The organism is Aequorivita sp. IT1282 (assembly GCF_058068205.1).
Genome location: NZ_JBYRHR010000007.1, coordinates 73930 through 87650, shown reverse-complemented (window position 1 = coordinate 87650; position 13721 = coordinate 73930). Strand labels below are relative to the sequence as shown.

Sequence of the window (13721 nt, the reverse complement as noted above, 5' to 3'; positions counted from 1 at the left end):
TAGGTTATTTTTTTCAGAAAGGTCTATCAAATTCTGACCTAAGATTCCCGCCTACGCGGGAATTCAAGTTCCACCAAAAGCGGACAATGATCGCTATGCATTGCATCCGGCAAAATAACGGCACGTTTAAGATTATCTAATAGCGGTTGCGAAACCAAATTATAATCTATTCGCCAGCCTTTATTATTGTTTCTGGCATTTGCGCGATAACTCCACCACGTATAATTATCGGGCTCTTTATTGAAATGTCTAAAACTGTCTATAAAGCCACTTTTCATAAATCCGTCGAGCCATTTTCTTTCCACTGGCAAAAAGCCAGAAACATTTTTATTTCTAACTGGATCGTGAATATCAATCGCTTCGTGGCAAATATTATAATCGCCGCAGATAACTAGATTTGGAATCTCTTTTTTTAAGTTGTCAATATATTTCTGAAAATCGTCCATAAACGTGAACTTGTGTTCCAAACGGGCAATATTTGTTCCGCTGGGTAAATACAAGCTCATCACAGAAACATCATCAAAATCTACGCGAAGGTTTCTTCCTTCGGCATCCATATATTCTATTCCGGTACCGTATTCTATGTGATTCGGTTTAATTTTCGAAAAAATTGCAACACCGCTATATCCTTTTTTTACGGCGCTATACCAATAGTGATACGGATAACCAGCTTTTTCAATTGCTTCAACTTCCACTTGATCAAAATTCGCTTTTGTTTCCTGAATGCAGATTACGTCTGGGTTTGCAGCTTGTAGCCATTCAATAAATCCTTTGCGCATAGCAGCGCGAATTCCGTTTACGTTGTATGATATTATTTTCAAACTTAAATCCTTTTTCTTTGCGGAACATTGTGCCTTCTTCCTGTTCTTTGTGGTAAAAATATTCCACTGAGTTGTACTACGAGCGACAATGTTTCACAGAGATGTTATGAATTGCTAAAGTAAATAAGATTGTATTTTTACCCTAAATATTTCTTAAAAGGTTATCATAAAATATCCGACGAAATAAAAACCCAAGTGTTTAGTTTTATAGTTGATGAAGTTATACCTGTTTCTTTTCCTATTTATAATTGCGGCCTCTGGCTATGGGCAGGATATTTCTTCAAATTATAAAGAGAAGAAGGTTGCTTTGAGGGATACCGTGGTTTTAGACAGCGCGGGTATTAACCCAAAGAGGTTCGTAATTCTAGATAAAGATGGAAATTCTCCGAATCCATTCAGCTATCGAATAGATTTCAAAAAGGGGATTATTATTTTTTCAGAAGAATTGCAGCAACAGCAGGATTCGCTTAGCATTCAATATTTACAGTATCCCGATTTTTTAACACGAGATTACTACACCCTCGACCCAAAAATTATTGTTGAAAATACAGGGCAAATGGACAAGTTATATTCGCTGGACGAAAGCACGAATACAAATGTTTTCACGCCTTTTGATGGTTTAAATACTTCGGGAAGTATTACGCGCGGCATCACTATTGGGAATAATCAAAACGCGGTGGTAAACAGTGAACTCGATTTACAAATTACGGGGAAACTGAGCGATAAAGTTTCCATTCGTGCTTCCATTCAAGATGCCAATATTCCAACGCAGGAAGGTGGCTATTCGCAAAGTTTAAATGAATTCGACCAGATTTTTATTGAACTTTATGGTGAAAATTGGAACATACGCGCTGGCGATATCGATCTTCAAAACAACAATAGTTATTTTGGAAGATTTACCAAAAAAGTACAGGGAATATCGCTTGGCGGAACTAATAACAATGAAGACGGTTCAAAAATTTCGGCCTATGCTTCGGGTGCTTTGGTGCGCGGCGTTTTTTCAAAAAGTGAATTTATTGGGCAGGAAGGAAACCAAGGTCCGTATAAATTAGTTGGTCCTAACGGCGAACTTTATATTTTGGTGGTTTCGGGCAGCGAGCGGGTTTATGTAAATGGATTGCTTTTAAACCGCGGCGAAAACGAAGATTATGTAATAGATTACAATGCTGGCGAAATAAAATTTAACCCAACATATCCTATCACTAGCAACATGCGTATTTCGGTAGAATATCAATATACCGATAGAAGTTACACGCGTTTTATTGGTTTCGGCGGCGGTAATTATTCTAGTGAAAACTTAGACTTGGGCGTGTATGTATATTCAGAAAACGATGCGAAAAATCAGCCGTTGCAACAAAATCTTTCCGAAGAACAAGTAGCAATCCTCATGGCTGCGGGCGACGATCGTGATTTGATGAATGCGCCATCAGCCGCTCCCGACACGTATGCTGAAAACAAAATTCTTTACAAAAAGGAAATTATCAATGGGCAGGAGGCTTTTGTTTTTTCAAGTAACCCAGACGACGAACTTTTTACCGTGCGTTTTTCTCTTGTAGGAGCAAATAATGGCGATTATGTAATTAGCGATACCAACGCCATTAGCCGTATTTTTGAATATGTGCCGCCAGTAAACGGCGTGCCCCAAGGAAATTATGCTCCTGTTATTAGGTTGAATGCTCCAATAAAACTGCAGGTTGGTGGTTTAAACGGAAGGTTTCATCCATCGGAAAAAACAATTGTAGATTTTGAAGTTGCAGGTAGTAAAAACGACTTAAACCTTTTCAGCGATATTGACGATAATAACAACGATGGTTTTGCGGGAAGGTTGGCTTTTAAGCAACGCGTTTTAACAACCGTAGATACTTTAAAAGTAGAAGCTTTTGGAACTTTAGATTTTGTTCAACGAGATTTCCGGACTATCGAAAGACTTTATAATATTGAATTCAATCGCGATTGGAACCTTATTAATCCTGTGGGGAATCAAAGTTTGATTACTTCGGGGGTTGAGTTTTCTCATCTTAAAAATGGAGGTGGCCGTTATGAATTTCAAAATTTAAATTATTCCGAAAATTTCAACGGAACACGGCATGTAATTACTTCAGATTTAAAGCTGAAAAAACTGCGATTTCTTACCTACGGAAGTTATTTAGATAGCAAAGCCGATTCTATTTCTTCTAAATTTCTTAGGTTCAATAACAGAACTACTTATTCTTTCGAAAAAGCTTGGGTTGGTGGAAAAATTGCCTTGGAAGACAATCAAATTAAAGACGTGGTTCGCGATAGTATTTCGCCCATTAGCCAGAAATTTAGTTCGTACGAAGTATTTTCTGGAATTGGTGACAGCACCAAAGTTTTTGTGGAAGCCGGTTATCAATTTCGTGTAAACGATAGTGTTCGCAATAATTTGCTTCAAAAAGTGAATTCATCGAAGACATACTATTTAAAATCGAGACTTATAAATACTGAAAACACGCAGCTTTCGGCTTTTGCGAATTATAGAACATTGAATTACGAACCAAAATCGGGTCCCGCTTTCAACCCAAATGATTCAATTTTAATTATCGACAAGCGCGAAACGGAACGCTCATTGAATTCGAGATTCCTTTATAATCAGGCTTTATTTGATGGTGGAGTTCGCTTAAATACAGCCTTAGAATCTAACAACGGAGTTATTGCGCAGCAAGAATTTACGTATGTAAAAACGGAGCCAGGGCAGGGTGTTTATGTGTGGATTGATTATAATAATAACGGAATTCAAGAATTGGAAGAATTTGAAGTGGCACAATTTCAAGACCAAGCAGAATATATACGGATATTGCTACCCAATCAAGTTTTTTTAAAAATTAGGCAGAATAAATTTAGTCAGATTCTTACTTTGAACCCACAAAACTGGTCTAATAAAGAAGGTTTCAAAAAGCTGCTGTCACATTTTTACAATCAAACTTCTTACGTTTTAGATAGAAAAGTAAAGCGAAAAAAGGATGGTTTCAACATAAATCCGTTTGAAGATGGCGGCGATGATCAATTGGGATTGGTACTGAATTTTAGAAACGCTTTGTTCTTCAATCGCGGGAAGCAACGTTACACAACCAGCTATACATTTATTTCAACCTCGTCAGATAATTTGCTCGCCGTAGGTTTGCAACGCAATAATTTAGAAAGTCATCAATTTAATTTCAATCATAAATTTTATGAAAGCTGGTTGCTTAATTTAAAGGGCGCAACGGGCAGCAATGAAAGCCTTTCGGAGAATTTTGCTAGCAGAAACTATCTTCTTAATTCGAATGAATTCAACCCGAAAATTTCTTACTTGCTTAGTCAGCAGACACGTTTCGATGTGTTTTATGAATTTGCAAATCAAGACAATAAGTTGGGGAATATGGAGTCGCTAAACCAGCAAACGCTTGGTTTTTCTTTCGCATACACCAACGCCGAAAAGATTTCAATGAACGGTGAGTTTAATTACATCGACAACAATTTTGAAGGAAATCCTTTTTCTCCCGTTGCTTATCAAATGTTGGAAGGCTTACAACCGGGAACAAATTTTACGTGGCGAATGCTTTTTCAGAAGCGGATTACGAAATATTTAGATGCTAATTTCTCCTATTTTGGAAGAAAAAGTGAAACCACCAAAACAGTGCATACGGGCAGTGTACAGTTGCGAGCGTATTTTTAAGGTGAGCGCCACGCGGAATGCTGCGAGATATTTCAATTCTCATTGCTGAATTGATGTTTCCTTTTTTGTATCTTCATAAATCATTTAAAAAAAGGAAAAAATGTTTTTAAAAATAGTAATCGCAGTCTTTTCAGCATTAGTTCTTTCCTGTGGCACCACAGAAAAGAAAACACAAAGCACTAACACTTCTGAAACTTCCACAACTACAGAAACCACAATAAATACTGAAACAATGGATCCTCAAAAATTGATGGCTGAAGGCTATTTGCTGGGTACGATAGTATATTCAGATAAAGAAGGCGACTGTCCTTATACCATCCAAATGCCTGGCGATAAAATGGAATTTTACTATTTAGATCCTATGAATCTGGAAGAAACTTACAAAAAAGATGGTCTAAAAGTATGGATAAAATTCAACGGATTACGAAGAATGAACCGTTGTGATAGAGCCACCCCGGCTGAGATTATTGACATAAAAAAAGGAGCGTAAATTAATACGCTCCTTTTTGGAAATATAGAATTAATCACTTGAAAAATTATTCGGAAAGCCAGTGTTTATATGAAATGGTTTCCTTCATTTTTTCTGAAATTTCTGAAATCTGAATACGTTCCTGCTCCATAGTGTCGCGGTATCGTATTGTAACTGAATTGTCTTCAATAGTTTGATGATCTACGGTAATACAGAACGGTGTTCCAACGGCATCTTGACGACGGTAGCGTCTTCCAACGGCATCCTTTTCATCATAAATTACATTGTAATCCCATTGCAGAGCGTCAATAATTTTCTGTGCAATTTCGGGTAAACCGTCTCTCTTTATTAACGGAAGAACAGCGGCTTTTATAGGCGCTAAAATTGCTGGTAATTTTAGAACAGTTCTTACACTACCGTCTTCTAAAGTTTCGTCCTGAAGCGAATTACTCATTACGGCAAGAAACATTCTGTCTAAACCAATTGAGGTTTCCACAACATACGGAACATAGCTTTCGTTCAATTCTGGGTCGAAAAATTGTAGCTTTTTGCCAGAGAATTTTTCGTGTGCTTTTAAATCGAAATCGGTTCTGGAATGTATACCTTCCAATTCTTTAAAGCCGAAGGGAAAGTTGAATTCAATATCTGTTGCGGCATTTGCGTAATGCGCCATTTTTTCGTGATCGTGGAAACGGTAGTTTTCTTCTCCCATTCCCAAGGAAAGGTGCCATTTTAAACGAGTTTCTTTCCAGTATTCGTAGTATTTAAGCTCTTCGCCTGGGCGTACAAAGAATTGCATTTCCATCTGCTCAAATTCTCGCATTCGGAAAATGAATTGTCTCGCAACAATTTCATTACGGAAAGCTTTTCCTGTTTGCGCTATTCCGAAAGGGATTTTCATCCTTCCGCTTTTCTGAACGTTTAAGAAGTTTACAAATATACCCTGCGCAGTTTCTGGGCGAAGGTAAAGGTCCATTGCGCTTTCGGCAGAAGCACCCAGTTTAGTTCCAAACATTAAATTGAACTGACGAACATCTGTCCAATTTTTAGAACCAGTGTCTGGATCGGCAATGCCAAGCTCTTCAATTAACGCTTTTACGTCTGCCAAGTCTTCTTTTTCGAGCGAGCGAGCCATACGTTCTAAAATGGTGCGTTGTTCTTCTAAATATCTTACAACGCGTGGATTTGTTGTTACAAATTCCGCTTCATCAAAACTATCGCCGAAACGCTTTTTAGCTTTTTCAATTTCCTTTTGGGCTTTTTGATAGATTTTTTCGGCATAATCTTCAACCAAAACATCTGCGCGGTAACGTTTTTTGGAATCTTTGTTGTCTATCAACGGATCGTTGAAAGCATCAACGTGGCCGGAAGCCTTCCAAATTGTTGGGTGCATTAAAATTGCAGAATCGATACCTACAATGTTTTGATGCATATACACCATGCTTCGCCACCAGTATTCGCGAATGTTTTTCTTTAATTCTACTCCGTTTTGAGCATAGTCGTATACTGCGCTAAGTCCGTCATAAATTTCGCTCGATGCGAAAATATAACCGTACTCCTTTGCGTGAGAGACTACTTTCTTAAATTGATCGTCGTTGTTTGCCATAGCGCAAAAATAAAAAAACCGCCGTGATAACTCACAGCGGTTTCATTTATTTTAAACTAACCTTCTCTTTATTTTCTAAGAAGTTTATTTCAGCTCCATTGTTGTGGTACCTATTAGGTTTGCACCGTCATAAAGATTAATTGTATAACGACCTTCAATTAGGTTTGATTCAGAAGAATTAACTAAAATACAAACATCTAATTCTTCATTTTCGTAGAAAACGTTTGTGGATGCACTGTAGTTAATGTTTTTGGCTTCAAATTGCTTAACAGCATCATCGCCCATCATTTTGTTTCTTGGGTTGATTACTTGAATGTAAAGCGTTCTATCTCCTTTTTGAGCAATAGCATTTGGAGCTAAAGTAAAGCATGCTCTAATTTTGTCTGCACGACTTGCTCTTTTTGTGTCAACTACTTTACCGCTGTTTCTGATAATTACCGCTTCACCCCGTAAATCTGTCGCTTTAACGACAGAACCTTTTTTAATGGTTTCGTTCATTACCACATTTTCTTGGCTCACAGAATCTACAACCATACGTGTATTTTGAAGTTCATTCGAAGTGCTATCTCGTTCCACAACCAGTTTTCTATTAACCGCAATTAAACTGTCAGCACGTTTAAAAAGCATGATGCGTTCTTGCTTTAATCGGCCTAATTCTGCTTTGTATCTGGTTATAAGAGATACGTTTGCTTGTGAGTCTTTTACTGAATCTAAAAGAACTGTAATTCTCTCGCGAGCAGCTAATAAGTCTTTGTCTTTCAGTTCGTTGTCTTTTATTACTTCATCATAATTCGCAATTAATCCTTCCAGTTCTTGTTCGATGTCTGCTTTTTGCATCTCAAGATTTGAAACCGTATTTTTACTATCATTAAATAGGGTAACCGTGTATACGGCTAGGGCGATAAGTAAAACAGAAAGTACTCCTATGAGTATCTTAAATTTACCACTATTGTTTTCGTTTGTTGTCATAATTAACTAGTTAAGTTTAGTCCGTAAATGTAGGTAGGTAATTCTTTAACAAACGTTTATAAAATGGTAAAAATTCTTAAATTATGTTAAATCTACTTTTTCCGAAGGTTTGCACAGGGTGTAAACAGCTGTTATTAAAGGGCGAAGAGGTGATTTGTATAAAATGCATTCACTCACTGCCATTGGCGAATATTCATAAATCAGGGAGTAATTTACTAATAAATAGATTTTACGGCAGGTTTTTAGTGAAAAACGCCACGGCAATTGTTCATTTTCAAAAGAGAGGTTTGACCCAAGAATTATTACATAATTTAAAATACCGAGGTAAGAAGGAGGTGAGTAGTTTTTTCGGAAAATGGCTGGGTGCTGAACTAGCAGAAATAGATTCGTATAAAGAAATCGAGGTGGTAATTCCTGTGCCGCTTCATAAACAAAAGATGAAAAGACGCGGATACAACCAGGTGGAAGGCTTTGGAAAAGAAATTGCCAAAGCTCTTAATGTTCCCTATCGCGATGATGTTTTAATAAAAGTATCAAAATCTGGGTCGCAAGTTTTTAAAACCCGAGTTTTACGCTTTGAAGCCGAAGAAATGTTTACAATTCAAAATTTGGAAGCAATAACTAACAAACATGTTTTGTTGGTTGACGATATTATAACCACGGGGGCAACCCTAGAAAAATGCGCCATCCAATTATTAAAAGCAGAAAAGGTAACCATCAGTATAGCCACAATTGCGATAGCTTAAAAGTTATTTGTTAATTGTAGCTACTTATTGTTTAATTTTGAAGTCATAACCCTGCGTCAAGTAATTTTAAAGAATTCTAAGTGAAACACCGCCTACTTTATATTCCCATCGCCTTTTTATTTATACTCTCTTTTGTAGACTGTGCAAAAAAGGGATCGCCATCGGGTGGCCCACGCGATACCATTCCGCCGGTTATTGTTAGGAGCATCCCTGAAAACTACACTACCAATTTTTCGGGTGACGAAATTGAAATCAGATTTAACGAATACATAAAACTAAAGGAAATAACTAAAGAGCTCATCATTTCACCACCAATGAAATTTGCGCCACTTATAACACCTTTAAGTACTTCTAAAAGTTTGAAGATAAAAATTCTCGATACTTTAAAGCCAAATACTACCTATTCCTTCAACTTCGGAAACAGTATTGTGGATAATAACGAAGAAAATAAGTATGATTATTTTAAATATATTTTCTCCACAGGAAGTTATATAGATAGTTTAAAACTCTCAGGAAAGATTAAAGATGCAAAGCTAATTGCGCCAGAATTCCCTACTACAGTAATGCTTTATGAGGTAAATGAAACCTTTTCAGATTCACTTATTTATTCTGAAAAACCAACCTACATTACCGTAACTAAAGACTCAACAGGAATATTTGAATTAAGCAATTTAAAGGAAGGCAAGTATCTGCTTTTAGCATTAAAAGAAAAAAGTAACGATTACACTTTTCAGCCAAAAAACGATAAGATTGGTTTTGTGAAAGAGCTAATTACACTGCCCACAGATTCTACATACGCATTGACGCTATTTAAGGAAACCCCCGATTATAAGTTTATTCGTCCAACCCAAGTTGGTAAAAACCATATAGTTTTTGGTTACGAAGGTCGTGCCGATAGTCTAGCGATTGATGTGCTTTCTGAAGTGCCGGAAGATTATACTTCTGCAGTTTTTAAAGATGAAAAAAAGGACTCGCTTCATTATTGGTTTAAGCCCGCAATAGAAGTAGATTCTTTGGTTTTTAAAGTTGCGAACAAAAATAGTGTCGATACAACTACAGTGCGAATGCGAGCTCTTTTTAAGGATTCGTTGAATATTTCAGCATTGAAAACAGGAACGCTAAAACTGAAGGATACGTTTAAATTGCGCGCCAATACTCCGATTATTTCTTTTGATGCATCAAAATTTGAAGTAATGACGAAAGATTCAACAGTAGTTGAATCAACGGTACGATTGAACACAGAATACAACTGGGCTGAAATATTTTTTCCGAAAAAGGAAGAGCAAAGTTATTCCATTAAAGTATTGCCAGGAGCATTGACCGATTTTTTTGAAAAAACTAACGACTCTATTCTATTTAATGTAAACACGCGCCTAGCGTCAGATTACGGCACTTTAAGCCTTAAAATCGAAAATATTGATCGGTTGCCAATAATTGTACAATTGTTAGATAGTAAGTATAATATGGTGGCAGAAGAATACCTTTTCGAAAACAAAAATGTGTTTTTCGATGCGCTATCGCCAGACAAATATTTTCTGCGGATTATTTACGACGATAACAAAAATAAAAGGTGGGATTCTGGTAATTTCCTAACCCGTATGGAACCCGAAAAAATAATTTATTATCCCAAACAAATTGAAGTGCGCGCTAATTGGGGCTTAAACGAGACGTTTATTTTAAAGTAAATTGATCGCGATCATTCAAAAATTGAAGGTGTTTTCTGTTAGTTGAAATATACTTTTTTTCTAAACTCACAGTTTCAATAAATTCTCCAAAAGCTGAGGAAGAAATTTGTATTCCCAATACATCATAAACTGCGGAGTGGCCAATGTATTCGTGATCATTGCCGTCATAGCCTACACGGTTTACACCAATGCAATATGCCATATTTTCAATTGCTCGAGCGCGAAGTAGCGTGTCCCAAGCAACGGTGCGTACCTTTGGCCAATTAGCAACATAAATTAAAACGTCATAATCTTCTGTGTTTCTCGCCCAAACAGGAAAACGAAGATCGTAACAAACCAATGGGCAGATTTTCCAACCGTGGTAGTTTACTATTATGCGTTCTGTTCCGTTAGTATAAGTTTCATTTTCTCGGGCTAGAGTGAAGGTGTGTTTTTTGTCATATTTTTCGTGTGTTCCATCTGGAAAAACAAAAAACAAGCGATTGTAAAAATTGTTTTCTTCAGTAATAATAACACTACCCGTAATGGCGGTATTGTAATTTTTCGCTTCCTGAATCATCCATTGCAGCGTTTCACCATCATTGGGCTCGGCAAGTTTTTTGGCATTCATTGTAAAACCCGTAGTAAACATTTCTGGGAGAATAATTAAGTCTGTTTCACCTTCAATATTCTTTATTTTCTCTGAAAACATGTCGCGATTAGCCGCTGCATTTTCCCAATGAAGCTCACTTTGAATGATTGTTATTTTGAGATTTTTTTTCAAAATTTGATAGTGTTTGATAGTGTTTGATAGTTTTTCCCTAATTGAATAAGCTTAATGAAAAATTAGTTTTTACTTTCCAAGAGGTTTATTATTTCACGATTTCCCTGCATCTTGGCGTGGTCTATAGCATTGAGTCCTTTATCGTCTTTAGTAAATTTTTCCGCACCATTTTTCATAAGCATATTTGTTATTTCTTTTCTTCCAAAAGTGGCGGCAAAAATAAGTGCTGTCGCGCCATTAAAATTCGCAATATTTGGGTTTGCACCGTTTTCCAATAATAGTTTTGCGAGTGTGTCAAATCCTTTAAAACAGACACCCATTAAAGCCGTATTGCCTGATGCGTCCTGTTCGTCAAGATTCTGTGAATACTTCAAAAGCACTTCTGAAATTTCATAAAGGCCATAATAAGTTGCAAGCAGTAAAGGTGTAGATCCACGTGGATCTTTTACAGAAATTAATTCTGGCGATTGCTTCAAAATTTTTTCAACATCACCTAAATTTTCCTGCCTGATGGCATTAAAAAGTTGTTCTTTCATTTGTTATAAAAGTAAAAAAACAGAGTCACATAATTAGCAACTCTGTTTTATTTATAAAATATTTGACATTTCTCTTATTTTAAATCGAAACGATCTAAATTCATCACTTTGTGCCAAGCGGCAATAAAATCGTTTACAAATTTCTCTTTAGAATCTTCGCACGCATAAACTTCAGCCGTTGCACGTAATTCTGAATTAGAACCAAAAATTAAATCTGCTCTCGTGCCGGTCCATTTAAAAGTATTTGATGAGCGATGGCGCCCTTCAAAAACACGATCGTCATTGCCAATGGCTTTCCAAGTAGTCCCTAAGTCGAGAAGGTTTACAAAGAAATCATTCGTTAATGTTTCGGACTTATCGGTAAACACACCGTGGTCTGTACCGTCGTAATTAGTTTTTAAAACACGCATTCCTCCAATTAAAACAGTCATTTCTGGAATGGTGAGCGTTAAAAGTTGCGATTTATCAACTAAAAGTTCTTCAAAAGAAGCGTGCTGATTTGGGTTCAAATAATTTCTAAAACCATCTGCAGAAGGTTCAAGATGTTTAAATGAATCAACATCTGTTTGTTCCTGCGAAGCGTCGCCTCTTCCTGGTGTAAATGGAACATTTACATTATGGCCAGCATTTTTAGCGGCTTTTTCAATTGCTGCACTTCCGCCCAAAACAATTAAATCTGCCATTGAAACTCTTTTATCGCCATTTTGATTATTGTTGAAATCGTTTTTAATTTCTTGCATTTTTCCCAAAACTATTGAAAGTTGGGAAGGATTATTAACTTTCCAGTTTTTTTGTGGCTCTAATCTAATTCGAGCACCATTGGCTCCTCCACGCATATCAGACCCACGATACGTTGAAGCCGAAGCCCAAGCGGTAGAAACCAATTGAGAAACAGTTAAACCAGAATCGAAGATGCTAGTCTTTAATGAAGCAATATCGTTTTCGTCAATTAAGGCGTGATTAACTGCGGGAATTGGATCTTGCCACAGCAATTCCTCCTTCGGAACTTCGGGACCTAAATAACGTGAAACTGGCCCCATGTCGCGGTGGGTTAATTTATACCAAGACTTTGCGAAAGCATCTTCAAACTCTTCAGGATTTTCACGAAAGTGCTTTGAGATTTTTAAATATTTAGGATCCATTTTTAATGCAATGTCTGCGGTAGACATCATTAAATCCTGCGTTTTTGAAGCATCGTGAGCCATTGGCGCTTTGTGCGCATTAGAAGCCGCCGTTGGTTTCCATTGGTGTGCGCCAGCCGGACTTTTGGTTAATTCCCAATCATAATCTAGCAATACCCTAAAATAATCATGGTCCCATTTATTTGGCGTGGGCGTCCAAGCACCTTCCAAACCACTGGTTATGGTATCGTCACCAAATCCAGATTTATAACTATTTATCCACCCTTTACTTTGGTGTTGAATGCCTGCTCCCGCAGGTTCAGAATCTACATATTTTTCAGCATCGCCAGCGCCGTGGGCTTTTCCGAAGGTATGTCCGCCAGCAATTAAAGCTACTGTTTCATAATCGTCCATTGCCATTCGGCCGAAGGTTTCTCGAATATCATGTGCAGAACCTAACGGATCTGGCTCACCATTGGGACCTTCTGGATTTACATAAATCAAACCCATATGGGCTGCTGCTAAAGGTTTTTCAAGATGCCCCCCTTCATATCTTTTGTCGTTGCCGAGCCACTGTGTTTCTGAACCCCAATAAACATCCTGTTCTGGCTCCCAAACGTCTTCGCGACCTCCAGCAAAACCAAAGGTTTTGAAACCCATTGATTCCAAAGCACAGTTTCCTGTAAGAAGTAATAAATCTGCCCAAGAAATTTGCTTGCCATATTTTTGTTTGATTGGCCACAGTAATAAACGTGCTTTATCTAAGTTTCCGTTATCTGGCCAACTATTTAAAGGTGCAAAGCGTTGGTTTGCCGTATTACCACCACCGCGACCATCGGTAACACGGTATGTTCCCGCGCTATGCCAAGCCATTCTAATGAATAAACCTCCGTAATGGCCATAATCTGCAGGCCACCAGTCTTGTGAATCGGTCATTAAATTTATGAGGTCTTTCTTTAAAGCACCGTAATCTAGTTTTTTGAATTCTTTTTTATAGTCGAAATCACTTTCCATCGGATTCGACTTTGCGCTTTGTTGACGAAGCACATTCAATCGTAAACTATTCGGCCACCAGTCGCCATTAGTTGTACCACCACCAGCAACTTGCTGTTGGGTATTGCCGAAATATGGACATTGATCTGCTGCGCCATCATCATTTATTTCCCAAGCATCGCCTGTATTTCCACTTGGGTTTCCGCTTTTGTGGTAGTTTTTGTCTTTGTTATTTTCCATAATTGAAAGGGTTTTTGTGAGCTTTACGAAAATAACGATTAAAAGTGCTAATGCTTTAAAAAGCAATCGGTTGTTTTAATGTTTTGATTGCTAAAA

Annotated in this window: 10 protein-coding genes; 4 read left to right on the top strand and 6 right to left on the bottom strand. The window is 37.4% G+C overall.

The genetic code is table 11. From position 1 onward, the window contains the following. Positions 1-38 precede the first annotated feature (38 nt). The gene (locus AC3RVG_RS15195; protein ID WP_489692329.1) at positions 39-821 is read right to left on the bottom strand and encodes an exodeoxyribonuclease III; all 783 of its coding nucleotides are present in this window, start codon (positions 819-821) and stop codon (positions 39-41) included. A gap of 214 nt (positions 822-1035) precedes the next feature. Here AC3RVG_RS15195 and AC3RVG_RS15190 point away from each other — a divergent pair, with 214 nt between their 5' ends. Together AC3RVG_RS15190 and AC3RVG_RS15185 are read left to right on the top strand one after the other, a co-directional pair. Beyond that, positions 1036-4497, top strand: coding sequence for a DUF8818 domain-containing protein (locus AC3RVG_RS15190; protein WP_489692328.1), 3462 nt, complete (start codon positions 1036-1038; stop codon positions 4495-4497). A gap of 100 nt (positions 4498-4597) precedes the next feature. Next, entirely contained in the window at positions 4598-4987 is a 390-nt protein-coding gene (locus AC3RVG_RS15185; RefSeq protein ID WP_489692327.1) for a hypothetical protein, read from the top strand. Positions 4988-5033: 46 nt separating this feature from the next. Here the strand turns inward: AC3RVG_RS15185 and AC3RVG_RS15180 are convergent, their stop codons facing one another. Both AC3RVG_RS15180 and AC3RVG_RS15175 read right to left on the bottom strand, forming a co-directional pair. Continuing rightward, positions 5034-6572, bottom strand: coding sequence for a glycine--tRNA ligase (locus AC3RVG_RS15180; protein ID WP_489692326.1), 1539 nt, complete (start codon positions 6570-6572; stop codon positions 5034-5036). Positions 6573-6656: 84 nt separating this feature from the next. Then, positions 6657-7541: a hypothetical protein gene (locus AC3RVG_RS15175; RefSeq protein WP_489692325.1), complete on the bottom strand. Its 885-nt coding sequence runs from the start codon at positions 7539-7541 to the stop codon at positions 6657-6659. Between the two features lie 83 nt (positions 7542-7624). Between AC3RVG_RS15175 and AC3RVG_RS15170 the strand changes: the two genes are divergently transcribed. After that, a complete protein-coding gene (locus AC3RVG_RS15170) occupies positions 7625-8287 on the top strand; it encodes a ComF family protein (protein WP_489692324.1) in 663 nt (220 codons plus the stop codon). Between the two features lie 80 nt (positions 8288-8367). Then, complete coding sequence (locus AC3RVG_RS15165; protein WP_489692323.1) at positions 8368-9972, top strand: Ig-like domain-containing domain; 1605 nt, start codon at positions 8368-8370, stop codon at positions 9970-9972. Here the strand turns inward: AC3RVG_RS15165 and AC3RVG_RS15160 are convergent. From AC3RVG_RS15160 to katG, 3 genes are all read right to left on the bottom strand, one after another. After that, on the bottom strand, positions 9959-10735 hold the full coding sequence (locus AC3RVG_RS15160; protein ID WP_489692322.1) for an amidohydrolase: 777 nt from the start codon (positions 10733-10735) through the stop codon (positions 9959-9961). The two genes, AC3RVG_RS15165 and AC3RVG_RS15160, sit on opposite strands and share 14 nt — an antisense overlap. Before the next feature lie 62 nt (positions 10736-10797). Then, positions 10798-11271, bottom strand: coding sequence for an ankyrin repeat domain-containing protein (locus AC3RVG_RS15155; protein WP_489692321.1), 474 nt, complete (start codon positions 11269-11271; stop codon positions 10798-10800). Between the two features lie 74 nt (positions 11272-11345). Next, positions 11346-13625 carry a catalase/peroxidase HPI gene (katG, locus tag AC3RVG_RS15150; RefSeq protein WP_489692320.1) on the bottom strand — a complete coding sequence of 760 codons (2280 nt, stop codon included), beginning with the start codon at positions 13623-13625 and terminating at the stop codon, positions 11346-11348. Positions 13626-13721 lie beyond the last annotated feature (96 nt).

Coding starts and splice junctions, on each gene's coding strand:
- AC3RVG_RS15190 (WP_489692328.1), top strand. CDS start 1,036: ATGAAGTTATACCTGTTTCTTTTCCTATTTATAATTGCGGCCTCTGGC.
- AC3RVG_RS15185 (WP_489692327.1), top strand. CDS start 4,598: ATGTTTTTAAAAATAGTAATCGCAGTCTTTTCAGCATTAGTTCTTTCC.
- AC3RVG_RS15180 (WP_489692326.1), bottom strand. CDS start 6,572: ATGGCAAACAACGACGATCAATTTAAGAAAGTAGTCTCTCACGCAAAG.
- AC3RVG_RS15175 (WP_489692325.1), bottom strand. CDS start 7,541: ATGACAACAAACGAAAACAATAGTGGTAAATTTAAGATACTCATAGGA.
- AC3RVG_RS15170 (WP_489692324.1), top strand. CDS start 7,625: ATGTTAAATCTACTTTTTCCGAAGGTTTGCACAGGGTGTAAACAGCTG.
- AC3RVG_RS15155 (WP_489692321.1), bottom strand. CDS start 11,271: ATGAAAGAACAACTTTTTAATGCCATCAGGCAGGAAAATTTAGGTGAT.
- katG (WP_489692320.1), bottom strand. CDS start 13,625: ATGGAAAATAACAAAGACAAAAACTACCACAAAAGCGGAAACCCAAGT.